This is a genomic window from Shinella sp. BE166, from assembly GCF_051201095.1.
In the GTDB taxonomy this organism is placed as follows: Bacteria; Pseudomonadota; Alphaproteobacteria; order Rhizobiales; family Rhizobiaceae; genus Shinella; species Shinella lacus.
Map to the genome: position 1 here is coordinate 38,360 of NZ_JBPEHL010000020.1, position 23,765 is coordinate 62,124.

A 23,765-nucleotide genomic window follows, 5' to 3' on the forward strand; every position below is an offset into this window, starting at 1 on the left:
AATGAGTTTTTCAAGAGAAACTTGTGGGCACCCTCTTCTTCCCGAAGGCCGGTCCCTCCGTTACAAGCAGGCGATGGCAAACGAGGCTTTGGGGTGAGATGAGTTCGACGGATCGTTCGTTCCTGTTCCGGGTGAGGGATGCGCTGGACGACCTGCATCCGGCCGAGCGGCGGCTGGGCGATTTCGTCTGCGATTTTCCGGGTGAACTCGCGAGCTATTCCGCCTCGGAACTAGCGCGGCTCGCCCAGGTCTCGAACGCCACCGTCACCCGCTTCGTGCGCCGCCTCGGCTACGAGAATTACGAGGAGGCGCGCCGCCACGCCCGCGACGAGCGCCAGACCGGCTCCCGCCTGTTCCTCGCCACCTCGACGGATGCGGCGGGCGACCAGTCGGTCGCCGCCCACGTCGCCCAGGGCATCGCCAATCTCGAAGGCACGTTCGCCACCATCACCGACGCTCAAGTCAACGCGGTGGCCGACGCCGTGCTGGAGGCGCGCAAGACCTGGGTCGTCGGCTTTCGCAGCTCCCACCCCTTTGCCGATTATCTGCAATGGCAGATGACGCAGGTCGCCGAAAACATCGTCGCCATCCCCGGCGCCGGCCAGACGCTCGGCGAGCACCTGGTCAGCGTTACCGAGCGTGACGTCGCCATCGTCTTCGGCCTGCGCCGCCGCATCGCGCAGATGGAGGCGATCCTCTCGGCCATCGAGAAAAGCGGCGCGAAACTGCTCTACATTACCGACGAAGGCGTCGCCCACCGGGCGAGCGCCACCTGGCATTTCCGTTGCCAGACCCTCGCCCCCGGCCCCCTCTTCAACCACGTCTCCGTCATGGCCGTCTGCCACCTCATCACCACGCGCGCAATCGAGCGCGCGGGCGCTGCCGGCCGCACCCGCCTGCGCGGCATTGAACGCTTCGGCGATACGCTGGAGGAGCTGTGAGCGGCCAGCATCCGGAAACGACGATCACCCGAGCGGACTGGTACGGCCGCAGGCTGGAGCGGGAGCGTCATGCGGACACGCTGTTTTCCGACCTCGACCTGACGGAGGCGGAGAATATCGGCAGCGTCTTTTCCGACTGCGTTTTCCGCAGCGCCCGCTTCAACGCCTCGGCCCATCGCGACGCCGCTTTCGTCAACTGCACCTTCGTCGCCTGCAAGTTCTTCGATGCGAGCTTCACCAATTGCAAATTCGTCGGCAGCCGTTTCGAGGATTGCGCCTTCGACACGATCAAGGTGGTCGAGGGTGACTGGTCCTTTGCGGGCCTCGCCCATGCCGATCTCGGCCGCGCCTCGTTTTCCGGCACGAGGCTGCGCGAGGCGGACCTGACGGGCGCCCAGTGCCGCTCGGGATCGATCCGCAATGCCGACCTCTCCGGCGCGCTCCTGCACAATGCCGATTTCACCGGCTGCGACCTCCGGGGAAGCGATCTCAGCGCCATCGAGCTCAAAACCATCCACCTCAAGGACGCCATCATCACCATCGACCAGACCATCTTCATCGCCGAGGCGCTCGGGCTGGATGTGCGGCTGAAGTGAGGGCAACCAGCCCTCGCGTTCCTGCATAGCTGCACTGCACAAAAAATGTTTATCAAAAGGTCAAAAGTTGGGCATAGTGCCTGTAGTCGATGCACGTGATGGTTCCTCCCAGTCCATCGCATCAGCTGTTCCCCTCTGGAGGTTTTTGACCTTCACACTTCAAGGGCCACGGTTTTCCGTCGGCCCTTTTTTTTGCGCGCAATTTGCCGGGAGCGGGCCAGCCTGTGACAGCTGTCAACCGCGTCACGCCCGCCCCTGCCCGCGTTCCAGCGCCTGCACCATCGGATAGATGCTGAAGGCCGAGCGTTCCGCCTTGTCGGTGAGGTCGCGCAGATAGCCGCCGGGCGAGCGGATGGCCTCGCCGCGCTCCAGAAGCGCCGCAATCACCACCGCAGCAGCCGCATCCCCCATCGCGGCCTTCGCCTTGCGCCAGGCATCGGGCGAAATGCCCAGCATCGAGCGCACCAGATCCGCCGCCGCCACGAGGTCCGTCCAGCTTTTCACGCCGTTACGGGCATAATCGGCGATCTGCGGGCAGAGCCGCATCAGCCGGTCGAGACTGATCGCCATCTTCTGCTCGGGTGCCGCCTTCGCGGGTTCATTTTCCCGGCCATATGGTTCAATAGGTTGGTCTGTGTTTGAATTCTGAATATGCTGCTCAGATTGATGCGCACTGCCGCTCATTTCTTGCTCTGAAAGGCTTGAGAGATAAGCGTTTTCCACTTCGGCCCGAAGGCGCTGGAGGCCGTCGCGGCGCGTGGCCAGGATGTCTGCTGCGGTGCGGCGGCCGAGCCCTGCCACAAGATCGGCGAGGCGGGCGGTAAGACCGAGCCAGTCGCCCGCCCTGCCCTCTTCCAGCGCCGTGGCGATGATCTTGGCGATATCCCGCTGGTGCAGCGTCACTTCGCTCCTCAGCGCCCGCATGGCCCTGTCCTCGGCGCGCGCACGTTCGGCCGCCTCGAAGATTTCGCCGGCCTTCAGCGCCAGCGGTGCGAGATCGAAGCCGAAGGCATCCTCCAGCGCGCCCTTCTCGTCGCGCCGGCAGAAGCGCTTGCCGTTGGCGCTGTCGCGGCGGAAGATCAGGCCGGCCTCGACGAGCGCCGCCAGATGCCGCCGGATCGTCGCGGGCGCCATGCCGCGCGCCCGCAGCGAAAGCTCGCGATTGGACGGGAAGACGATGATCGGCGCCGTGCCGTCGAGTTCACGCTCATTGGCGAAGGAGACGAGCGCCTCCAGCACGCTGATCGTGCGGTCGCCGATGCCGAAGACGCCGCGCGCCTCCGTCACGGCGCGCATCAGCTGCCACTTGTCGGCACGCCCATTGTCATTGCCGCCGCCCCCGGCGCGCAGCTTTTCCTGCCGCTCCGCCGCTTCGCGCTGCCGCATGAAAAGGCGCGCACTCATCCGCCCGCCGCCGAAAGGCGTCGTTGCAATCTGCTCCATCATGGTCGGGTCCTCTTTTGAGAGGCAAGGAGGTCCCGTCAACGCCGCCGGTCAGGCAGGCGAAGTCCCTTGTGCCGTGCAGCATCAGATGCCGACGACGCTTGACTTTGACCCTTGGAAGTGATTCTCTCGAATTGCTACATAGAAGAGGGCTTCCGAAATGGTGACGTTTTGGGGGCCTTTTTTCTTGTCTCCGCGCTTCCTTCCGCTGGTTTCTCTGGGTGTTGCCGGCCGTTCACACGGCCGAATCAGTGTGTCCTGGGCTCAGCTTTTCCCCGCGAGAAAAGCTGTGTAATCGTCTTCCAGCCGCGCCGTCAGCCGCGCGATGAAGGCCGGGTCGACATCCGGCGTGAACGCGATGCGCACCGCCTTGCCCTTGCGCTCCACCCTGGCGAGAAGCCCGCCATCGGCCTTGCGGATCTCTTCCACCGCCGCAATCGCCTTCGGTGCGCGACGCATCAACCGGTCGAACAGCTTTTGGAACCGCTCGTCGCTGCCGACCCGGCGAAACTGTTCGGATGTGACCTCGTCGGTCGCCTTCTCGATTTCCGCGCCGTTGCCATTCTCGAAGAGCGCGCCCAGCGCCATCCAGCGCTCGCGCCCCGCCTTCGGCGCCGGGCCGATCTCGCGCACGAAACGGATGGGCACGCTGTCGGCCACCTGGAGCAGGCGCGACAGCTCGCTCTTCTGCACGGCGAGCGCATCGCCGACCAGCCGGCGCTCGAAGCCGCGCGCCACCAGCGCCTGCGCAAACAGCGCGCGCTCGATGAAACTCAGGTTGCGCCGCTCGGCATTCTCCTTGCCCTGCGCCAGCACCAGCTCTTCGTCGGACAAAGCCCGCACGATCGCCTTGACCTTCTGGCCGAGGCGGCGCGCGGCCTTCAGGCGGCGATGGCCATAGGCGACCTGGTAGCGGCCCTCCCCTCCTCCATCCGTGGCGGGTGCGGGGCGAACGAGGATCGGCACCTGCTGGCCGCTGTCGCGCATGCTGTCGACCAGCGCCAGGAAATCCGCGTCGTCGCGCTCCTCGTCGGAAAGCCGGTCGTTGACGAAGGACGCCTCGATGCGGTCGGTATCGAGCGCGACGATGCGCTCGCCCTCTTCCAGCGCTTGGCGTAGCGCGCGGGCCTCTTCGGCCTCGCGCGTGATGGAAGAGAGCGTCAGCCCCATCGCCTTGACGGCGCCCGACGACGTGCGGCCGGGCTCGCCGGCGGCGGGCAGCGATTTCGTCTCGGGTGCGGCCTCGCCGGCCGGCAGGATATCGCCGCCGAACAAGGCCTTGATGGAATTCTTGCGGTCGCGGCCGGTCATCATGCGCGTCCCCATGCAGTGTGCAGCAACTGTTCGATCTCGCTGTTGACGGCCTCCAGCGAATCCATCGCCCGGTCATAGGTGCCGCGCGAAAAGTTCTCGCGGCCGACCTCGTAGAGCGTCTGCTTGGTGAGGCCGGCATCCGAGACGGCGGTGGATTTCAGCATGGCCGAGGTCAGCACCCGGTTGCCGAACAGCGAGCGCAGGAAGCCGACGATCTGCGCCTGCGGCCCGTCATGCGGCTCGTAGCGGGTGACGAGGTAGCGCAAAAAGTCGAAATTGAGCTGTCCGCCCGCCTCGCGCACCACGCCGAGCAGGTCGGAGGTCATGAACAGGAACTGGCTCATCGAGGCGACGTCGAGCATCTGCGGATGCACGGTGACGATGACCGAGGTGGAGGCGCACAAAGCCGACAGCGTCAGGTAGCCGAGCTGCGGCGGGCAATCGATCACCACCACGTCGTAATCGTCGGCGACCGAGGCGAGCGCTGCCTGCACCCGGGTGAAGAACAGGCCATGCGCCTCGCCGGCCTTGCGCTCGGTCAGCGCGCGCGGCGTCGCATGTTCGAATTCCTGGAGCTCCAGATTGCCGGGCACCAGATCGAGATTGTGGAAATAGGTTTTCCGGATGATCGCCGAGAGCGGGCGCACCTCTGCATCGTAACGGATCGCGCCATAGATCGTGTCGTTGCCGACGAGGTCGAGTTCCGGCTGGTAGCCGAAGAGCGCCGAGAGCGAGGCCTGCGGATCGAGGTCGATGGCAAGCACCCGGTGGCCGGTCATCGCCAGGTGCTGGGCGAGATGCACGGAGGAGGTCGTCTTACCCGAGCCGCCCTTGAAATTGGTGACGGAGATGACCTGCAGGTGTTCGCCGCGCGCCGGGTCGCGCCATTTCACATAGGCGCGGGCCTTGGCGGCATTGCCCTTGGCGCGGGCCTGCTCGGCGAGGTGATGGCGCAGCGCGTCTATATCGGCGAGCGAATACATGCGCCGCCCGCCGGGGCCGGTCGCAAGCTCAGGCCCCTCCCCCGCCAGCGAGATCTGCCGCAGGTAGCCATCCGACACGCCGATCAGCCGCGCCGCCTCGCCGGAGGTGAAGCTGCGCAGCGTCTTTTGCGAGGTCGGCGGGAAGAGCCGGTCGCGCATCGCCTGGAGCTGCACGGAAAGTGCATGCGCATCTTCCGCAATGGTCTCGTCGGCCGGGCGAAGCGGCACCTGTTCTCCCAACGCTGTCTCCGACGGCTTGGCCATCCGCAGTCTCCGTTCCTTGCCCAATCCCTGGGCTTAGTCGTCGCGCCAATCCCCCTGTCCCGTCATGATCGGGCGGATCGTCTCGCCTATAGTGTCTCCGATTCTCCACCCCGGGGATATGCGAGGACGGGAGAATCTACAGATGCTTTTGGCAGTTACGGCGAAAGTCACAATCTTCGCCCGGTTCCGTTAGGGACGGTGCGGCAGCTTCCGAGTCGCGTCAAGCGTTTTTTGGTTAACGAAATCTTAACGCCGAACCCGGCGCGAGGCTGGAAAACCGGGCTTTTCGCCCCTGGCGCCGCCGCGGTCATCCACCGGATTCACCACGGCCGCGTTGACACCTGTTAACATCGCGAACCCATCACGCGCATGAATCGATCCGCGCGAACCGATTCCGAAAGGTCATTGGACGCGATTCTCTTCCACGGCGAGACTCGGCGTTATGGATGACACGAGGTCAAGCCATTTCGTTTCGATCCGTGGCAAGAAGCACTGGCTGTGGCGCGCTGTGGATCAGGAGGCGTCGCCGTCGCCGCCAACTGTGGCATCGCAACAGCCCCACCTCAGGCGCGCTTTGATTGCCTCCTTGGCCTCGTCGCGAGCACGTTGCGGATTGCGAAGCTTGAATGGATCCGTGAAACCCCCGGCATGGCCGAGAGGATTTCCTTGTGTATGCGCTCGAACTCGCCTGCATTGGCGACCTCGACGCGCAGCAGGTAGTCCGAGCCGCCCGTCATCAGGAAGCACTCTCGAATTTCCGGATATTTGCGAACGGCCGCCTCAAAGCGATCGAGGTAGTCTTCCGTTTGCCGTTCCAGCGTGACGTTGATGATGACCGCGATTGTGGACTCGACATTTCCCGCATCCACGAGGGCGGTATAGCCACGGATGACGCCCGTCTGCTCCATCAGCTTGATCCGACGCAAACACGCCGAAGGCGAAAGACCCACTTCGACGGCGAGGCTCGCATTGCTCATGCGCGCATCGAGCCGGAGGAGCCTCAGGATATTGCGGTCGATCGCGTCCAGAGCCATCATCGCAGATTATTCCAAATTTTCGTCGTTTCGTTCAAAAATCGTAGCATAACACAATAATCAAGCGCCGTTTAGTGCCTAATTTCGCGATCATTTCAATAGGCTCCGCTGAAGTCGGGGGCTGGACATGCATATCGGGATTCGGGAAGACGGGCAGAACGAGACGATCCGCACGGGCGGCGCAACGGGCTATCTGACCATTGATCTTGCCGCACTTGCCCGCAACTACCAAAAGCTGGTCACGGAGGTAGCGCCCGCGCGCGCGGCGGCGGTCGTCAAGGCGGATGCCTATGGCCTCGGCGCCAATCGGGTCGCGCCCGAGCTCTACACGCAGGGTTGCCGTCATTTCTTCGTCGCCCAGTTTGTCGAAGCCCTTCACCTGCGGCCGCTTCTTGCCGCGGACGCCGCAGTCTTCGTGCTGAACGGCCTGCAGCCCGAAAACGAACTCGCCTGCGCACGCAGCGGCATCGTGCCGGTGATCAACTCTTTGGGCCAGTGGCGGCAATGGTCTGCCGCCGCAAAGACGCTCGGCCGCACGCTGCCGGCCGTGCTGCAATTCGACACCGGCATGTCGCGCCTCGGCGTGCCGCCGGAAGACCGGGCGATGCTTTCAGAATACGTCAAGGCAGACGGCCGGATTGAGGTCCTCTTCATCATGAGTCACCTCGCCTCCGCCGACGATGTCGACAGCGGCCAGAACGATGACCAACGTGCCGAGATGGAGCGCATCTCGGTCGAGTTTCCCGAATTCGACGTTTGCTTCGCCAATTCGGGCGGCATCTTTCTCGGCAAGGTCTACCACGGTGCACTCGCCCGCCCCGGCATCGCACTCTACGGCGGCGCCCCAACCGCCGGGCGTGACAATCCGATGGAGCCGGTCGTGCGCCTCGATGTCGCCGTCGTGCAGACACGCACCGTGCCGGCCGGCACGCGCGTCGGCTATGCCGCCAGCCATATCACGACGGGCGAAGTGCGGCTTGCCACCATTGCCGCCGGTTATGCGGACGGCCTGCCGCGCAGTCTCGGTGGCCGGGGCGCGGTCTATTGCGACGGTATCCGCCTGCCGATCATCGGGCGCGTCTCGATGGACAGCATCATTATCGATATCTCCGCCCTGCCGGCAGGTCGCCTGACAGGCGGCAGTCTCGTGGAGGTGCTCGGGCCTCACCAGACGCTTGAGGATATCGCACGCGACGCCGGCACCATTTCCTACGAAATTCTGACCGGTCTCGGCCGCCGATACGAGCGGCAATATTGCTGACCCCTTCTTTCCAAGTGAGGATCCATGAAAGTCATCGTTCTGGGCGCCGGCATTATCGGCGTCACGTCGGCCTATCAACTTGCCAGGGCCGGACACGAGGTCACGGTCATCGACCGCCAGCCGGCCCCGGCGCTGGAGACGAGTTTCGCCAATGCCGGCGAAGTCTCTTTCGGCTACTGCTCGCCCTGGGCCGCTCCCGGCATACCCATGAAGGCGATGAAATGGCTGTTCATGCAGCACGCGCCGCTCATCCTGCGGCCCAAGATCGATGCCGCCATGCTTTCCTGGATGGCGCAGATGCTCGCGAACTGCACCTCGCGGCGCTACGCCATCAACAAGAGCCGCATGTTGCGGCTGGCCGACTATAGCCGCATCGCGCTCGCCGCCCTGCGCGAGGAAACCGGCATTGCGTATGACGAACGCATGCAGGGTACGTTGCAGCTCTTCCGCACCGAGGCGCAGCTCGACGCCTCCGCCAAGGACGTCAAGGCGCTCGCCGCCGACGGCATTCCCTATGAGGTGCTCGACCCCGAGGGCTGCATCCGCGTGGAGCCGGCGCTCAGGCATGTGCGCGAAAAAATTGTCGGCGGCCTGCTGACGCCGAAGGACGAGACCGGCGATTGCTTCAAGTTCGCCAATGCGTTGGCCGCAAAGGCAGAGGCGCTCGGCGTTCGCTTTATTTGGAACACCGCAATCAAGGCCCTCGACGTTGACGCAGGAAGGGTACGTGGCGTCACGACCGGCACCGGAAAACTGTCGGCCGACGCGGTGGTTGTGGCCCTCGGCAGCTATTCGCCGCTGCTGGTACGTCCCCTCGGCATTCGCCTGCCGGTCTATCCGGTCAAGGGCTATTCGCTGACCATTCCGATCACCGATACTGCTCGTGCGCCGGAATCGACCGTGATGGACGAGACCTACAAGATCGCGATCACCCGCCTTGGCGATCGCATCCGCGTCGGCGGCATGGCAGAAATATCAGGCTACACTAATGACCTCGGCCTGACCCGCCGCCGCACCCTGGAACATTCCGTCATGGATCTGTTCCCTGGCGGGGACACCGGCAAGGCCACCTTCTGGTCGGGCCTTCGGCCAATGACGCCGGACGGCACGCCGGTCATCGGTGCGACGAAGATCGCCGGCCTCTTCCTCAACACCGGCCACGGCACGCTTGGCTGGACGATGAGCTCGGGTTCCGCTCGCGTCATTGCCGACATCGTCTCTGGCAGGAAACCGGATATTGATGCCACTGACCTTGCCGTTGCGCGATACGCCTGACGGCTGCTGGAACGGAGTGAACACCGATCGCGACCATTTCCATGTCGCGATCAGCCATTCGTTCAACCGCTGATGAGCTTGACCTCAAGGTAGTCCTCAAGGCCCCATCTGCCGCCTTCGCGCCCGTTTCCGGACTGCTTGTAGCCGCCGAACGGGCTGCCGGCCGCCTTGGGCGTGCCGTTGATCTGGACCATGCCGACGCGCAATTGTCGCGCCACCCGCTGCGCCCGGTCGGGGTCCGCGGTTTCGACGAATGCAGCAAGGCCGAAGCGAGTGTCGTTGGCTATGGCGATTGCCTCGTCTTCGCCGGAAAACGGAATGATCGTCAGGACAGGGCCGAACACCTCCTCCTGGGCGATCGTCATGGTGTTGTCCACATCGGCAAAGACCGTCGGCCGGACAAAGCTTCCCTTCTCGAAACCATCGGGACGGCCAAGCCCCCCGACGACGACGCGCGCGCCTTCCTTTATACCGACGTCGATCAGGTCCTGGACCCTTGCATAATGGCCGTGCGAGGCGAGCGGCCCCAGATGATCGCCCGGTTCGTCCGGCTGGCCGATGGCAACGGCTTCGGCCGTCGCCTCTGCGACCGCGACGGCTTCGTCATACACCGTTCTGTCGACGAGCATCCTCGTCGGGGCATTGCAGGATTGCCCGGTATTGTTGAAACATTGCATGACGCCGCGTGCCACGACGCTCTCCACATCCGCGTCGGCAAAGACGATGAACGGCGACTTGCCTCCGAGTTCCAGCGACACACGCTTCACGGTTGCCGCCGCGGCGCGCGACACTGCCGCGCCACCACGGGTGGAGCCCGTGAACGATATCATGTCGACGTCGCGATGGCGGCTCAGCGCCTCGCCGACGATTGCCCCCTCCCCGTTGACGAGGTTGAAGACGCCGGCGGGAAGCCCGGCAGCGTCGACGAATTCGGCAAACAGGATGGAGGAAATCGGCGCGATTTCGGAGGGCTTCAAAACAACGGTGCAGCCTGTAGCGATTGCCGGTATGACTTTCAGCGCCAACTGGTTCATGGGCCAGTTCCACGGCGTGATGAGGCCGCAGACGCCAATGGGTTCGTGAAGAATCCTCTGGTCGGGCAGGTCCGGCCGCAAAAGCTCTTCAAAACGATACTCATCAAGCGCCGCCAGAAAGGCCCTTGCGTGGTAGAGGCCGGCTTCAGCCTGAGAATGTGTCGCGAAGTCGATCGGCGCGCCCATTTCCTGCGAGATGGCCTTGCCCATTTCGGCGAGACGGGACTGGTAGATATCGACGATGCGGCGGATATAGCCGAGCCTTTCCGTCAGTCCGACCTTGCCCCAGAACGCAAAGGCGGACCGCGCAGCGGCAACGGCCCGGTCGACATCCTGCTCCGTGCCCGAGGAAATGACGGCAAAGGGCTCATCCGTCGCCGGATTGAGCACTTCCATCGTCCTTTCCTGCGCAGGCGCACACCACTTTCCGTCGATATAGAATTGTTGTCTGTCCAGCATCCCGTCCGCCCTCTCCGCACACTTCCCGTTTGCGGGGTTCAAGGTCACGCCTTGATCCCCATCTCCTCCATGTCGCGAAAGCGGTCGCCGATGCGTGCATGCGGCCTGCCGCCATCGGACGCGCCGATCGCGATGAGGATTTCGTTTTCCCGGGGCGCATCCGCCACCTGCAGGTTCAGGGTCAGGAAATGCGAGCGGGTGCCCGTAACGCTTTTGTGCGTCATCGGCAGCGAGAGCAGCGCGCCGGCAGCATTGCGCGTGTTGGCGAAGCTCAAATAGCTGGTGCCCTGCGCCGCATGACGGAAGATATTGCCGAACCGCAGAGTGTGGATGAGCGCCGAGCCGTGCTCGACCTCGCCATTCAGCCCCACGGCCGCGCATTTGCCATAGGCCTCGATGCGCTCCGCCGGCAGCAGGGCAACGAGACGACGTGTCATCTCCTCGCCGAGAATGGGCGCATAGGCATTGATGATCGGGCTGAGATCGTCGACGAAGGGCTGGTTCGCCCACGGGTTTTCCAGAATGGCGACAACGCCGACGGCGGTGACGGGCCGGTCTGAATGTCGTCCCCCTTCAATGAAGGTCTCCTCGATAAACGTCACGAACTTTCGAATTGCGGGCGCCATCACAACCTCCATGCCTGGCTTTCGGATGGCCAAAGACTAGGGAAACAGCGCGCTTGATCTTCCTCAAAAAAGAGGAAGCTTGCGATGACGTGCTATAGAATAATAGGAGCTTCTGGAGCCCGGAGGAGAGACATGGACGTAAGCCAGCTCATCGCGTCGTTGAGCGATATCGCGACGTCGATCAATGCCGAGCAGGATACCGACACCATCCTCAGGCAGTTGATCCGCGCGGCATGCCACCATCTCAACTGGTATCGCGGAACGATCATGAGCATCGACCTGGCGAGCGGTTACGCCTATGTCACGGTCCGCTACGACCCGGCACTGGTGCCGAACGACGGGGCGACGAACTGGGCACTGGCGACGAGCCCCTCTTTGGTCGCCCTGCGCTACAACGAACCGGTCTTCATCCCCAACGCCAAGACATCCGTCGAGTTTCCGGGCTTCCAGCGGGAATCCATCGAGAAGGACTACAGCAGCGTCCTCGTGACGCCCATGGCCTGCACCGATCTGCTGGGGCGCCCGATCGTCCTTACCCTCGTCTCGCGCGAGATCAAGGAACTCACGCAGGATGACCTGTCCCTCATCAAGCTGATCGTGCAACTGGGAACCGCAGCACTGGAAAAACAGAAGCACATTCTGGCCCAGAAGAATGCCGCGGAGCAGAAGGAAGAGGTTCTGGGGCGACACATACAGTGGATGAACCAGGCGCTCTCCGACGATTCCGTGCGCAATCTCGCTGCCACGATCGACCCGATCTTCAAGCAGCCGCTTCTTGTCGTCGACTGGACGACAAACACCATCCTCCCGAGCAAAAGCCCGGACCCGCGTTTCTACGACGACGAGGAATGGCGGCATTATGTCGAAAGCGATCTGGGCGACAGGATCCTCACCCTCGTCTCGGAAAGCCTCGCCGGGGGTGCGACCGCCAATGTCGATTTCCACTATACCAAGGGCACGCAGACCGCCAATGCGGTCGCCCGCATGCACGGCCTCACTGTAGACGGAAAGGCGGTTGGGGCGCTGATCTTCATCGGCGACGAAGAAATTCCGGAAATCGACCTGCTGCTCATCGAAAGCGCCAAGCAGGCCCTCAGCGTTCAACTAATGCGCAACCAGATCCGCTTCCAGTTCGAACAGCGCTCCCTCGATGCGCTGTTCATCGAACTGATCGAAGGCAGCTGGAAAAGCGAAAATGACATCGCGCAACGCTCCTTGAAGTTCGGCATCAGGACCGGCGCACGCCACAGGCTTCTCTACGTGTCCTACATCAATGCCGATACGATCCGGAGCCAGGTGCGGGACGGGATCCTGCGCGGCCTTTCCTTTCTGGCGGAACATTTCGAGCCGCGCGCGGCGGTCATCGCCAGGCAGAACGGCATCGTCGTCTGGCTGCCGGAGCCCGAAGCGCCCAGCCCCGCCTACCTCAAGACCGTCACCGCGAAGATCATGCAGGAGGTGATGCGCCACCATCGCGACATGCCGACGATTGCGATCAGCGATCCATGCGAGCGGCTTTCCGACTATGCGCTGCAATTCGAGCGGCTGTCCTGCGTCATGGACATCGCCCTCTCGCTTGCAAAGCGCGGCGTCGTCTCCGCCTCGATGCTTGGCCCGCTGAGCATGCTTCTGGTCACCGCCGATCTGCAGCAGATCAGAACGCATATCAACGCTTCATTGGGCCCGATCATTCTCCATGACCGCGAGCACGATACGAAGTTCTACGAGACGCTTTCGAGCTTCGTGGATGCGGGTTATCGCAACCAGCAGTGCGCGGACCAGCTGGCTATCCATGTCACCACGCTGCGTTACCGGCTCTCGCGGATCGTCGACCTGTTCGGTCTCGATCTGGAATCGTCGCAGAAGCGTTTTGAATTCGAGCTGGCATTGAGGATTTCAAAGCTGCTCGACGAATAGGAAACCGCCACCGCGCCTGTGACGCGGCGGCGCCGTTTTTCAGATCCGGCCCTCGGCCCGAAGCTCTTTCGTGACCTTTTCGATGCTGCGCCCGAGGATACCGACGATCGTGTCGATCTCCTCACGCGTGATGATGAGCGGCGGGGAGAGCACGCACATGTTCGAGATGGGCCGCACGATAAGGCCGGCCTCGTAGCATTCGCGGTCAACGCGAAGGGCCATTTCGGCGTCGAGCTTGGTCGCTTGCTCGGAAGAAGGATCGGTCACACATTCCACGCATCCGAGCAGCCCTGTTCCGCGCGTGTCGCCGATAAGCGGCAGGTCCCGCAGCGACCCGATTCTTTCCTGGAAGTATGGCGCTGTCTCGCGCACATGCTCAAGTATGCGGTCGCGGGAAATGACATCGATATTGGCGAGTGCCGCGGCGCAGCTCACCGGATGGCCGCTATAGGTATAGCCGTTGGTGAAGAAGCTGCCCTTCGCATTTTCCCCGCTGATGCGACCAAGGACGGCATCCGAAATCACGAGGCCGCCGAGCGGCAGGTAGCCTGACGTGACGCCCTTGGCGAAAGTGATGATGTCGGGAACGATATCGAAGATATCCTCGGACGCGAACCAATGGCCGCACCGTCCGAAGGCCGTGACCACCTCGTCGGAGATATAGAGGATGTCGTGCTGGCGGCAGATCTCCAGGATTCGCTTGTGGTAGCCCTTCGGCGGCACGATGACGCCGCCGGACGCCAGAAGCGGTTCGGCGAGGAAAGCGCCGACATTCTCCGGTCCGAGCTCGGCGACCTTGGATCGGAATTCCTCCACGAGGAAATCGAGAAAGGCCGCCTCCGACATGCCGCGCGGCCGGCGGAAGGTGTTGGGCGCGGAGATGAAGGCGATCTGGTCTGAAGCGAGGTCGAAATTCGGCCGGTTCCAGGCGCGGCCGGAACAGGCCGCCGTCAACTGGGTGCTGCCGTGGTAGCCGTCGATGCGGCAGATGATCGCCTTCTTGTTAGCCCGCCCGAGCACATTGTTGTAGAACTGCATGAAGCGGAGCGCGGAATCGACGGCGGACGATCCGCCGGTCGTGAAGAAGACGTGGTTCAGGTCGCCCGGCGCCAGTTCGGCGATGCGGCGCGCAAGCTCCGCCGCCGGCTCGTTCACGAAGTACCAGGGCGAATTGTAGCTGAGCGTCATCGCCTGGTCGCGGATGGCGTCGGCGATTTCCCGGCGGGCGTAACCGATCTGGGTGCACCACATGCCGCCAGGCCCGTCGATCAGCTTGCGCCCGGCGTCGTCCCACACATAGATGCCATCCGCATGCGTGAAAAGCGGCCGGTCGGACCGGCCAAGCTTGGCCATCTCTTCCGACGGATTGATCAGGTGCTGGCGCGCGGCGTCTTTCGGGCCTTCGTCGCCAAGCTCGTGCCGTACCTCGATGTTCATTTCCGATCTCCCTTTCACTCCTTCGGGTGGAGGTCTCGACGAGCCCTCCACCCGGATTGCCACATTCGCAGAGCATTTCCGCTATTCTTCGAAATCGCGAAAACGCTCTACCTCTTTGTTTTTACGTAATTCCGGACGCAAAACCGCTTCGCACTTTTGCTGGAATTTCTCTAGTCGACGGCCTTCGTCGCGGCTTCGACCCATGTGTCGAACTGCGCCTGGTTCTTCGCAATCCATCCGTCCGCGATCGTCTTGATCGCACGGTCGGACGTGTCCTTGTTGAGTTCCGATTCCCACTCCGCCCAGGTGGAGGTCGGCCACTTCGCCTCGGCAAGGAAGGCACGCACCGCCGGGTTTTCCGCAATGAAGTCGCGATTGGCGGCAGACATCCAGTTCCACGAGCCCGTCACCATGCGGCACGGATCCTGCCCGCCCGCGCAACCAACGACGCCCTTCACGAGGTGCCCGTTCGTGGCATGGATATTGTCGGGCATGGCGTCGTAGGGGATCGGCAGCCAGACGGTTTCAGTGCCGGGTTTCAGCGTGTCCGTGACCCACGACGGCTGCCATGTGTAGACGAGGGTCGGCTCGCCACGCTTGAAGCGCGCAAAGGTCTCGGCGAGCAGGACCTCGTATTTGCCGCGGACGGTCTTCACCGTGTCGGCGAGGCCGAATTTCTCCACCTGGTAGTCGACGACGTCGCCGCATTGCCAGCCCGGATCGCAATTGACGAGATCGGCCTTGCCGTCACCGTTCGCGTCGAAGAGCGCTGCGATCTTCGGGTCCTTGAGTTGCTCGAAATTCGTGAGTTTGTAGGTCTCCGCCGTCTTCTTGTCGACGAGATAGCCGTTCGTTCCCCCGCCGACGATGTTGCCGTCGCCGACAAGCTCGACCGTGTCCTTCACCGGCTCGTAGGCGGCGATCTCCTGCGGGATGTTGATGTCCGCGGCCACGTCGAGGTCGCCCTGCGAGGCGGCCTGGAAGAACGCGATCGTGCTGACCGTCGTCAGCTTGACGTCGTAGCCAAGCTTCTCCAGGCCCTGGATGAGAATGTCGTCCTGGATATAGTTCGCGCCGAGGCTGTCGCCACGGGCGAACCGTATGGTCTTGCCCTCGCCCGGCAGGCTCTGCGCAAAGGCGCCATGAGTGATCGCGACGCAGCACGCCGTGGCCGTCAGCATCTTGTAAAGCTTATGCATTTTCGTTCCCCTTTGTTGGCGGTTTTCAGGTTTTCTCGTTGTGGTGACGATGAGATGATCCTTAGGTCTTGATCTCCTCCAGCCTGTGCGGGAAGAAAAGCCTCGCCCAGAATCCGGCCTTCGCAGCCGATCGGTTCGGCCGTCCGCTCCTGGAGGCCATGCCCTGGGTGACGCGGTCGAGGATCATCGCAAGCAGCACGATCGCAATGCCGCCGATGGCTGCATGGCCCACGTCAAGCCGGCCAAGCCCTTGCATCACGACCAAACCAAGCCCTTCGGCACCGATCATCGCAATGACCACGGACATGACCATGGCGGTCAGAACGGTCTGGTTCAGACCGCCGAGAATGGTTGGCACCGCCAGCGGAAGCTGGATTTCCCAGAGCAACTGGCGCGAGTCGGCGCCGAAGGCATGCCCGGCCTCGACGATCTCCTTGTCGACCTGGCGGATGCCGATATTGGTGAAGCGGATCAGCGGGGGGACGGCAGTCACGATCACCGCGACCTCGCCGGGAACCGTGCCCACGCCGAAGAGCATGACGACGGGGATGAGATAGACGAAGGTGGGCGTCGTCTGCATGATGTCGAGGATCGGCCGGACGACGTTCCACACCCGGTCGTTGCGCGCCGACCAGATGCCGACAGGGATGCCGATCACCGCGCACACGACGATGGCGGTCGCGATCAGCGCGAGCGTCGTCATGGCCTCGGACCAGACGCCGAGGGCGGCAATCACGACCAGCGAAACGGCCGTGAAGAGCGCGGTCGACCGGCCGGCCAGCTTCCATGCAACCGCCGAGAAAAGCAGCACCGTGATCGGGAACGGCACCGATTGCAGTGCCGCATCGGTCAGCGCAAGCCCGTTCTCGATCGGCCATTTGATGGCGATGAAGACCGGCCGGAAATTGTAGGAAAGCCACTCCACGCCGGCCTGGATCCAGCGGGCGACCGGCAGGACTGCGAGATCGTTTGCGTCAAACATGTGCTTTTTCCTTGCTTTTCAGCGCGGCGGGAGAGGAGGACAGCTGGCGCAGAACCGCTTCCGGCGAGACCGTGCCTATGATGCAATCGTCATCATCCAGGACGGCGACAGGCTGGCCCGCCGTGAAGACGCGGGACACATCGAGCAGCTTGGCGTCCGCGGAGATGGCGCTGAAGCTCGACGCCATGAGGGGCGCGATATCGGCGCCGGCGCGCAGATCGTCGATCCTTGCGCGGGCGATGTGTCCCTTGATGCGGCCGTGCCCATCAATCGCGAAGCCACCATTTGCGCAGAGCACCACGCGATGCCCACCGATGAGATCGGCGGCTGCAGCAGCCGACATGGCCGAGCGGACGTCGAACACCCGGGACCGATCGACGTCGCGCGTGAACTCCGCGACATAGTCGCTTTGCGGATCGAGCACGATGTCCTGCGGTTCGCCTTCCCGCACGACCTCTCCGTCGGCCATGATGGCGATGCGCGTGCCGAGCTTCAGCGCCTCCTGGAAATCGTGCGTGATGAAGAGGATGGTCTTCTGGAGCGTGCGCTGGAGGCGCAGCAGCTCATCCTGCATTTCCGCGCGGATCAGCGGATCGAGCGCGCTGAACGCTTCGTCCATGATGAGCACGTCGGCATCGGTCGCCAGCGCACGGGCAAGCCCCACGCGCTGGCGCATGCCGCCGCTCAGTTCGTGCGGCATCCGCTCCCCCCAGGCCGCGAGGCCCACGACGGCGAGAATCTCCTCCGCCTTGCGGCGGCGCACGGCCGGCGCGATACGGCGCAGCTTCAGGCCGAACTCGACATTCTCCCGGACGGTGCGGTTGGGCAGCAGGGCGAAGTGCTGGAACACCATCGAGACGCGCGTGCGCCGCACCTCACGCAGCGCCTGTTCGTCAAGCGCCACGAGGTCGCGCCCATCGAGCAGGATCTTGCCGGCACTCGGCTCGTTCAGCCGGTTGACGCAGCGCGCAAGGGTGGATTTTCCCGAGCCGGACAGGCCCATGATCATGTAGATCGAGCCCGATTCGATCGAGAGGCTGACATTGTTCAGCCCCACCACCAGGCCGGTTTCAGCCAGGACCCTGTCCTTCGTCGCCCCGTTGCGGAGGCGGGAAATCGCGGGCTCGGGGGCGCCGCCATATATCTTGTAGAGATTGTCTATCTTTAGCCGCTCGCTCATGTTCCCTATCCCAGTTCGATGCCCGCCGGAGGTTCCCGTCTCCGGCATTTGCCTTCACCGCCCGACCGGGCGCCCTATTTCATCGGCGAAAATGCGGTCGGAATGAGTATCCTGTTGTCCATCTGCGCGATACAGGCGGAAAGCCGCGGCGTGAACGCCTGCCATCGTTCATCATCGGCAAGGCGCTTGCGCCGCTGCGTCCGATCCTCCAGGTCCTGATATCGCCAGAGATGCACGACCTGATTGAGCGGGCCGATGTCGGTGACGAAATAGCCGACGAGATCGCCCAGGATTGGCTGCTGGATGGCCAACCCCTCCTCTTCCACTAAGCGAAGGTAGGCGCCCATCATTCCGCCACGAATTCGGTAGCTGCGCTCCTCGACGATCATCGCGCGCGCTCCTCCCGCAACGCATCGGACGTCCGTCGGCGGACCGTCTTGCCGCTTACGAAGGTGCCGATGAGGCTTGCGACGACATCCGGCGCCTCGACGAGGATCGAATGCCGAAGGCCCTCCAGAATGGCCAGCTCCGAGCCGACGATCGCTTCATGCATGGTACGCGCCATGCGCGGGTTGGACCCGATGTCATGCTCGCCGGTGGCGATCAGCGTCGGGCAGCGAATCTGGTCGAGCAGGCCGCCGAAATCGGTTTCCGCCAGCACGCGATAGGCAGCGGCGTAGCTTTCTGGGTCGTTTTTGGCGTTCTGCGCGCGCAGTTGCGCCATAAGCTCGGGGTTTGCCGCGCGAAACGCATCGGAAAACCAGCGGGACATGGACGCATCGTAGTGCGATCCGCGCTCGGTCGTCCTCAGCGCGTGCAACCGCGCAAGAACCCGCTCGCGCTCCTCCTCGGTCCGGTTCGCCACCGTCGAAAACAGGAACAGGCGGCGCACCCGGGAGGCGTGCGTCAGCGCCATGCGCTGGGCGATCAGCCCGCCAAGGGAAAAGCCGGCAAGGTTGAAATCGAAAAACCCGACATGGTCGGCAAGCGAAAGCGCATCGTCGACGAAATCGTCAATTTCATAACGCCCCTTCACCTTCGTCGACCGCCCGTGTCCCCTCAGGTCAAATGTCACGATGGTGAAGCGATCCGGCAGGCGCGCGGCGACGTCATCCCAGGATTCACCGGACGCGCCGACCCCGTGGATGCACAGCAGCGGCTCGGGGCCGTCGCCGTGGATCCTGTAGCGGATCGCCACATCGTTCGTGATGTGTTCGAGATCGCTCATTGCGCGGCTTCCAACGCGGACCGGCTTTCCCTCGCAGCAAAGAACGGGATGATCTCCCTGGCGAAGAGCTCTATCGTCTTCTTCTGCAGCTCGAAAGGAACGTTGAAGTTGATGCCGAGGCTCACCTGGTCCACGCCGGCGGCCTCGTAGTCGAGCAGTTTCTCGATCACCTCGTCGGGCGTGCCGAAGAGGAAATTCCGCTCGATGTTCTCCGGATCGTAATTCTCCTTGCCGGCGACGGCCTCGTAAGGCACCGCTTCGGGAAAACCGTTGGTGACTGCGCCAAGGTTCTGGAAGAGGTTTTCGAAGAGCCGGCCGTATTCCATGCTGCAACGGATCGCGGTCTCCCGCTCCTCCGGCTTCGTGTAGAGACAGGCGCGGCGCTGCATCATGAACCGCGGACGCGGCATTTCCGGATGGTCGGCGCAGGCCTTCCTGAACTTCTCGCCGAGCACCGCGATTTCGGAATTCGGCGCGGCGAGCGGGGTCGACAGGATGTTGGCCCCTTGCGCGATTGCCCAATCGAACGTCCCCGGATCGCGCGCAGCCACCCAGATGCGCGGATGCGGCTGCTGGAGCGGCTTGGGCACGGATGTCGCCGTCGGGAAATTCCAGATCTCGCCGGCATGCGCATAGTCGCCTTCCCACAGCTTCCTCACTGCGGGAACAAGCTCCTTCATGTAGGCGACGCCCTGCTGCTGCGGGATGCCGCCGGCCATGCGGTCGAACTCGTACTGGTAGGCGCCACGCGCGATGCCAAGTTCCAGACGCCCGCCCGTGAGATGGTCGCAGAGCGCCGCCTCACCGGCCAGCCGGATGGGGCTCCAATAGGGGGCGACGACCGTCGCCGTGCCAAGGCGGATCTGCTCGGTATGCTGGCCGATCCAGGTGAGGAAGGTGAACGGATTGGGCGCGACCGTCAGCTCGATCGTGTGGTGTTCGGCGGTCCAGATCATCTCGAAACCGCCCTGGTCGGACAGCTTGGCAAGCGCGAGCGCATTCTGCGCCACCTCGGTCATAAGCATGTCGGGCGATTTGCGCTCGAGATAGAGAGAGACTGAGAATTTCATGTTCAACTCCGAAGAAACCGCGCTCAGCGCAGGCGAATGACAAAGGGGTCCTGCATCGCGCCCGAATAATCGAGCACCACGTTCTTCACGCGCGAGAACTCCCGCATGACGTCGAAACCGCCGCGTCGGCCGTAGCCGCTTTCCTTGAAGCCCCCCATCGGCGACATGAAGGAGGCGGATCGGTAGGTGTTGATCCACACCGTTCCCGCATCGACGGCGCGGGCGAAGCGCATCGCGCGGTCGATATCCTTGGTCCAGATGCCGGAGGCGAGCCCGTAGCGCGTGTCGTTCGCCAGCGCGATCATCTCGCTTTCCGAGGAGAAGGGCATGACGCCGACGACAGGCCCGAACAGCTCGTCGCGCATGAATCCCATGTCGTTGCTGGCGTCGGTCAGCACGGTCGGCTCGAAGTACCAGCCATCCGCGAGATCCTCGCGCCGGGGCTGCTTGCCGCCGGCCGCGACCCGTGCGCCCTCGGCAAGGCCCGAGGCGACATAGGTCTTCACCTTCGTGACCTGCTCCGAAAGCGCGAGCGGCCCGATGTCGGACGTCTCGCTCATCGGATGGCCGATCGCGATGCGGTTCGTGCGCTCGACCAGCGCTTCGACGAAACGGTCGTAGATCGACCGCTCGACGAAACAGCGCGAACCGGCGACGCAGGTCTGCCCCGCCGCGGCGAAGACGCCGGCCACGACGCCATTGACGGCCCGCTCGATGTCCACGTCACCGAAGACGACATGCGGCGACTTGCCGCCAAGCTCCATCTGACAGGGAACGAGATTGGCCGCCGCATTCGCGGCGATCTTGCGTCCGGTTTCCGTGCTGCCGGTAAAGACGACCTTGGCAAGCCCCGGATGGCGCACCAGCGCCTCGCCCGCCGTGCGGCCGGCACCGGTCACGACATTGACGACGCCGGGCGGAAAGCCCGCTTCCTCGATGAGCTCCATCAGCGCCAGCGTGGAGGCGGAGGTGTGTTCGGACGGCTTGATGACGACGGTGTTACCGATCGCAAGGCATGGCGCCAGCGTGCCCGTCAGCATCATCAGCGGCGAATTCCAGGGCGTGATCATGCCCACCACGCCGATGGGCTCGCGCATCGTGAAGTTCAGCATGTCGAGCTTGTTCACAGGCACGGTATCGCCCTGGAGCTTGTCGGCCATGCCGGAAAAATAGGTGTAGGAGTCCGGCAGGGCGCGCATCTGCGCACGCATCTCCTTGATCAACTTGCCATTGTCGCGGGTCTCGATTTCCGCGAGCGTATCGGCGTTTTCCAGGAACAGCTCCGCCAGCCTGCGGACCAGCTTGCCGCGATCCGTCTGCGTCATGCGTCGCCATTTCGGATCGACAAAGGCATCCTGGGCGGCCCGCACGGCCGCGTTGACATCGTCCGCACCGGCATCGGCGAACTCGTACCATTGCCGGCCGGTGGTTGGATCGTAGCTCGGCAGGTATTCGCCGCTCTTCGGCTCAAGCCACTTTCCGCCGATATAAAGTCCCTGACGGGATCCTTCGAGAGAGCTTACGGCTCGCTTCATGGCAGTCTCGCAATCATGGTTGGAAGGAATTCGAAGGGGTTTCGGCCTCGAGCATCGCGATGCGACCGCCCTCGGGATGCCCGACATAGATGCCGAAGCGATGGTCGAGGCGTTCACGGGCGTAGCGCCGCAGAACGGCCCTCAACTCCTGGCTCGCCACCCGGTCGTCCGGGAGATCGTCGAGCGGGAAGAATTGCAGTTCCGGCGGCAGGTCCTGAGGGCTGAAGCCCGGTGCCAGGGCCGCGCGATAGACGAGGTAACCGGGATCGCTGTCGGCGACGTCGAACACCGAATAGAGGAAAGCCGTATCCGGCAGGATCTCGATCTCCCGCCCATCGGCGAGCTCCAGCCGGCTTCCAGGCTTGCGCTTGCTCGCCACCGGAAGAAGAAGCCGACCCTCGGCGTCGCAGCGCAGGAGCACGCTGCCCTCCTTTTCGATGAGGTAACCGGTGATCATGCCGCGCGAGGGAAGCCAACCATCCGGCAGCGCGTTCTGGATATGCGCATAACGTCCCCGGCAGAACGCCAGCGGCGCTGCGGGACTGGCCCCGAAGGCCTGGACCTGACCGACCAGGATGAGATGATCACCGGCGGCGTGCTTGTCATAGACCGTGCAGTCGAACCAGGAGAGGTTGTCCGTCAGCACCGGGGCTCCGGTGTGCACGGCGCAATAGTCGACATTGCTGAATTTGTCGGCGGACTTCGAGGCAAAGATGCTGGAAACGCCAGCCTGCCGTTCATGCAGGACATTGACCGCGAAGGCGCTGCATTTCTCGAAGACTTCGCAGCTCGCCGCCGACTTTCCAACGCAGATAAGAACGAGAGGCGGATCGAGCGAGACGGATGTGAAAGAATTCGCCGTCATGCCTCTCGGCGCGCCGCTTTCATCCAACGTGGTGATGATCGTCACCCCGGTTGCGAAGGTGCCGAATGCACGGCGCAATTCGACGGAGTCGATGGTCCAATTGGCCGGTGCTCTTTCCGTTTCGCTCACGATCGCTCCTCCCACGCTCGGTTGTGGAGAGGAGGATACGAGGGCGGACGATCTTATCTTCCTTCAAAAAGAGCAGCAGATGCGATTATTATCCTCAAAATGAGGAGAGGAATTCCATAGTGCACCGAGAGGCAGCGACACTTAGTCGTGCGCCATGAGGTGAACTCGCGGTATAGCCGGCACCCTCGATCATCTCCACCAGCGCCTCACGCGAGGCGCCTGCCGATTTGGCTCAAACCCGATCTGGTGGATATGGACGGCCCAGCCGTCGCCCAGATAGCTTAAGCATCTGAAAAGACATTCTTTCAGCAAAACGCGACTTTATAAAACTCATGTGCCTCGGGCGACCGCGTTTGCGGCAATGCACAGGTTTGATGTGCATTTCTAGGCACCGATATACAGCTGCATCTGAGTAAAACGTAATGCGTCACTCAAAGCCAAATACAAATGGCGCAACCAGATCGAACGGCTCTTCAACAAGCTCAAGAACTGGCGGCGCGTTGCCACCCGCTACGACAAGACCAAGAAATCCTACCTTGGCTTCGTCACCATCGCAGCAGTCAAACTATGGATACCCTTTGTCCACGAGCGCTACAATCCCTACGCGGGGCGAGGTGCAACAAGGGCTTGCTGCTGCATGGCCCGCATAACCCGCGGGATATTCTTGCGACGCATATTCTGAAGCAGACCGGGTCCTACGAGCAGGCGAGCTATGCCGTTCAAGGCACGCTCGATGTCGTGCAGCAACACTACGGTCGCTTCCTGCCACAAGACAAGGCTGCACTGGCCGCCAGATTTGGAAGGCCGCGTAAGCTCGAATCCCCACCCCTCACAAGCAGGAACCTCTGACGTCAGTTCCCGTAAACGGGTCTGGTCGACGGGCTGGGAGCTTTCAAAGTCGAATTGGGTACTGCGATGCACGCGAATGGAAGCATTCTCGAACAAAGCACTTGGAAGCCATTTCCGAGAATGGGCTGCACGAAACACACTGTG

At 63.1% G+C, this 23,765-nt stretch carries 21 protein-coding genes and 2 pseudogenes; 8 read left to right on the forward strand and 15 right to left on the reverse strand.

What is annotated here, in order from left to right; translation table 11 throughout:
• The first annotated feature begins 98 nt into the window (after nucleotides 1-98).
• Nucleotides 99-941, forward strand: coding sequence for a MurR/RpiR family transcriptional regulator (locus tag J2Y63_RS30680; RefSeq protein WP_435269117.1), 843 nt, complete (start codon nucleotides 99-101; stop codon nucleotides 939-941).
• Nucleotides 938-1,537, forward strand: a complete 600-nt coding sequence (locus J2Y63_RS30685; protein ID WP_435269118.1) for a pentapeptide repeat-containing protein — start codon at nucleotides 938-940, stop codon at nucleotides 1,535-1,537. Before J2Y63_RS30680 ends, J2Y63_RS30685 begins: the two co-directional genes overlap by 4 nt.
• A gap of 243 nt (nucleotides 1,538-1,780) precedes the next feature.
• On the opposite strand, the gene repC is transcribed toward J2Y63_RS30685, so the two are convergent.
• The 4 genes from repC to J2Y63_RS30705 form a co-directional block, all read right to left on the reverse strand.
• Nucleotides 1,781-2,983 (reverse strand): plasmid replication protein RepC, encoded by a 1,203-nt coding sequence (gene repC, locus J2Y63_RS30690; RefSeq protein ID WP_435269119.1) that lies wholly within the window; start codon nucleotides 2,981-2,983, stop codon nucleotides 1,781-1,783.
• 261 nt (nucleotides 2,984-3,244) lie between these two features.
• Nucleotides 3,245-4,291 carry a plasmid partitioning protein RepB gene (gene repB, locus J2Y63_RS30695; protein WP_435269161.1) on the reverse strand — a complete coding sequence of 349 codons (1,047 nt, stop codon included), beginning with the start codon at nucleotides 4,289-4,291 and terminating at the stop codon, nucleotides 3,245-3,247.
• Nucleotides 4,291-5,541 carry a plasmid partitioning protein RepA gene (gene repA, locus J2Y63_RS30700; RefSeq protein WP_256119141.1) on the reverse strand — a complete coding sequence of 417 codons (1,251 nt, stop codon included), beginning with the start codon at nucleotides 5,539-5,541 and terminating at the stop codon, nucleotides 4,291-4,293. The genes repB and repA overlap by 1 nt, the downstream gene beginning before the upstream one ends.
• 563 nt (nucleotides 5,542-6,104) lie before the next feature.
• Complete coding sequence (locus J2Y63_RS30705) at nucleotides 6,105-6,578, reverse strand: Lrp/AsnC family transcriptional regulator (RefSeq protein WP_435269120.1); 474 nt, start codon at nucleotides 6,576-6,578, stop codon at nucleotides 6,105-6,107.
• 124 nt (nucleotides 6,579-6,702) lie between these two features.
• Here J2Y63_RS30705 and alr point away from each other — a divergent pair, with 124 nt between their 5' ends.
• Complete coding sequence (gene alr, locus J2Y63_RS30710; protein WP_435269121.1) at nucleotides 6,703-7,836, forward strand: alanine racemase; 1,134 nt, start codon at nucleotides 6,703-6,705, stop codon at nucleotides 7,834-7,836.
• Between the two features lie 24 nt (nucleotides 7,837-7,860).
• Nucleotides 7,861-9,111, forward strand: a complete 1,251-nt coding sequence (locus J2Y63_RS30715) for a D-amino acid dehydrogenase (protein WP_435269122.1) — start codon at nucleotides 7,861-7,863, stop codon at nucleotides 9,109-9,111.
• Between the two features lie 62 nt (nucleotides 9,112-9,173).
• Here the strand turns inward: J2Y63_RS30715 and J2Y63_RS30720 are convergent, their stop codons facing one another.
• Nucleotides 9,174-10,604 carry an aldehyde dehydrogenase family protein gene (locus J2Y63_RS30720; RefSeq protein WP_435269123.1) on the reverse strand — a complete coding sequence of 477 codons (1,431 nt, stop codon included), beginning with the start codon at nucleotides 10,602-10,604 and terminating at the stop codon, nucleotides 9,174-9,176.
• A 44-nt stretch (nucleotides 10,605-10,648) separates the two neighbouring features.
• A complete protein-coding gene (locus J2Y63_RS30725; RefSeq protein WP_435269124.1) occupies nucleotides 10,649-11,230 on the reverse strand; it encodes an amino acid synthesis family protein in 582 nt (193 codons plus the stop codon).
• A gap of 132 nt (nucleotides 11,231-11,362) precedes the next feature.
• On the opposite strand from J2Y63_RS30725, the gene J2Y63_RS30730 reads away from it, so the two are divergent.
• Nucleotides 11,363-13,147 (forward strand): helix-turn-helix domain-containing protein, encoded by a 1,785-nt coding sequence (locus tag J2Y63_RS30730; RefSeq protein WP_435269125.1) that lies wholly within the window; start codon nucleotides 11,363-11,365, stop codon nucleotides 13,145-13,147.
• Between the two features lie 39 nt (nucleotides 13,148-13,186).
• Here J2Y63_RS30730 and J2Y63_RS30735 read toward each other — a convergent pair whose 3' ends face one another.
• The 9 genes from J2Y63_RS30735 to J2Y63_RS30775 form a co-directional block, all read right to left on the reverse strand.
• The gene (locus J2Y63_RS30735; RefSeq protein ID WP_435269126.1) at nucleotides 13,187-14,584 is read right to left on the reverse strand and encodes an aminotransferase; all 1,398 of its coding nucleotides are present in this window, start codon (nucleotides 14,582-14,584) and stop codon (nucleotides 13,187-13,189) included.
• 170 nt (nucleotides 14,585-14,754) lie between these two features.
• Nucleotides 14,755-15,783 (reverse strand): glycine betaine/L-proline ABC transporter substrate-binding protein ProX, encoded by a 1,029-nt coding sequence (proX, locus tag J2Y63_RS30740; RefSeq protein WP_435269127.1) that lies wholly within the window; start codon nucleotides 15,781-15,783, stop codon nucleotides 14,755-14,757.
• Between the two features lie 61 nt (nucleotides 15,784-15,844).
• Nucleotides 15,845-16,765 (reverse strand): ABC transporter permease, encoded by a 921-nt coding sequence (locus tag J2Y63_RS30745; protein WP_435269128.1) that lies wholly within the window; start codon nucleotides 16,763-16,765, stop codon nucleotides 15,845-15,847.
• The gene (locus J2Y63_RS30750; RefSeq protein ID WP_435269129.1) at nucleotides 16,758-17,945 is read right to left on the reverse strand and encodes a quaternary amine ABC transporter ATP-binding protein; all 1,188 of its coding nucleotides are present in this window, start codon (nucleotides 17,943-17,945) and stop codon (nucleotides 16,758-16,760) included. Before J2Y63_RS30750 ends, J2Y63_RS30745 begins: the two co-directional genes overlap by 8 nt.
• 74 nt (nucleotides 17,946-18,019) lie before the next feature.
• Nucleotides 18,020-18,334 carry an NIPSNAP family protein gene (locus J2Y63_RS30755; RefSeq protein WP_256119130.1) on the reverse strand — a complete coding sequence of 105 codons (315 nt, stop codon included), beginning with the start codon at nucleotides 18,332-18,334 and terminating at the stop codon, nucleotides 18,020-18,022.
• On the reverse strand, nucleotides 18,331-19,173 hold the full coding sequence (locus tag J2Y63_RS30760) for an alpha/beta fold hydrolase (RefSeq protein ID WP_435269130.1): 843 nt from the start codon (nucleotides 19,171-19,173) through the stop codon (nucleotides 18,331-18,333). The genes J2Y63_RS30755 and J2Y63_RS30760 overlap by 4 nt, the downstream gene beginning before the upstream one ends.
• The gene (locus tag J2Y63_RS30765) at nucleotides 19,170-20,243 is read right to left on the reverse strand and encodes an LLM class flavin-dependent oxidoreductase (RefSeq protein WP_435269131.1); all 1,074 of its coding nucleotides are present in this window, start codon (nucleotides 20,241-20,243) and stop codon (nucleotides 19,170-19,172) included. Before J2Y63_RS30765 ends, J2Y63_RS30760 begins: the two co-directional genes overlap by 4 nt.
• Before the next feature lie 23 nt (nucleotides 20,244-20,266).
• Nucleotides 20,267-21,778, reverse strand: coding sequence for an aldehyde dehydrogenase (locus J2Y63_RS30770; protein WP_435269132.1), 1,512 nt, complete (start codon nucleotides 21,776-21,778; stop codon nucleotides 20,267-20,269).
• 13 nt (nucleotides 21,779-21,791) lie between these two features.
• Entirely contained in the window at nucleotides 21,792-22,736 is a 945-nt protein-coding gene (locus J2Y63_RS30775; RefSeq protein WP_435269162.1) for a flavin reductase, read from the reverse strand.
• Between J2Y63_RS30775 and J2Y63_RS30780 the strand changes: the two genes are divergently transcribed.
• From J2Y63_RS30780 to J2Y63_RS30790, 3 genes and pseudogenes are all read left to right on the forward strand, one after another.
• Nucleotides 22,624-22,875 carry a hypothetical protein gene (locus J2Y63_RS30780; RefSeq protein WP_435269164.1) on the forward strand — a complete coding sequence of 84 codons (252 nt, stop codon included), beginning with the start codon at nucleotides 22,624-22,626 and terminating at the stop codon, nucleotides 22,873-22,875. The genes J2Y63_RS30775 and J2Y63_RS30780 overlap by 113 nt on opposite strands.
• Nucleotides 22,876-23,214: 339 nt before the next feature.
• Nucleotides 23,215-23,346 (forward strand): annotated as a pseudogene (locus J2Y63_RS30785) (IS5/IS1182 family transposase); the annotation flags it as partial.
• Nucleotides 23,347-23,364: 18 nt separating this feature from the next.
• Nucleotides 23,365-23,621, forward strand: a pseudogene (locus tag J2Y63_RS30790) (hypothetical protein); the annotation flags it as partial.
• Nucleotides 23,622-23,765 lie beyond the last annotated feature (144 nt).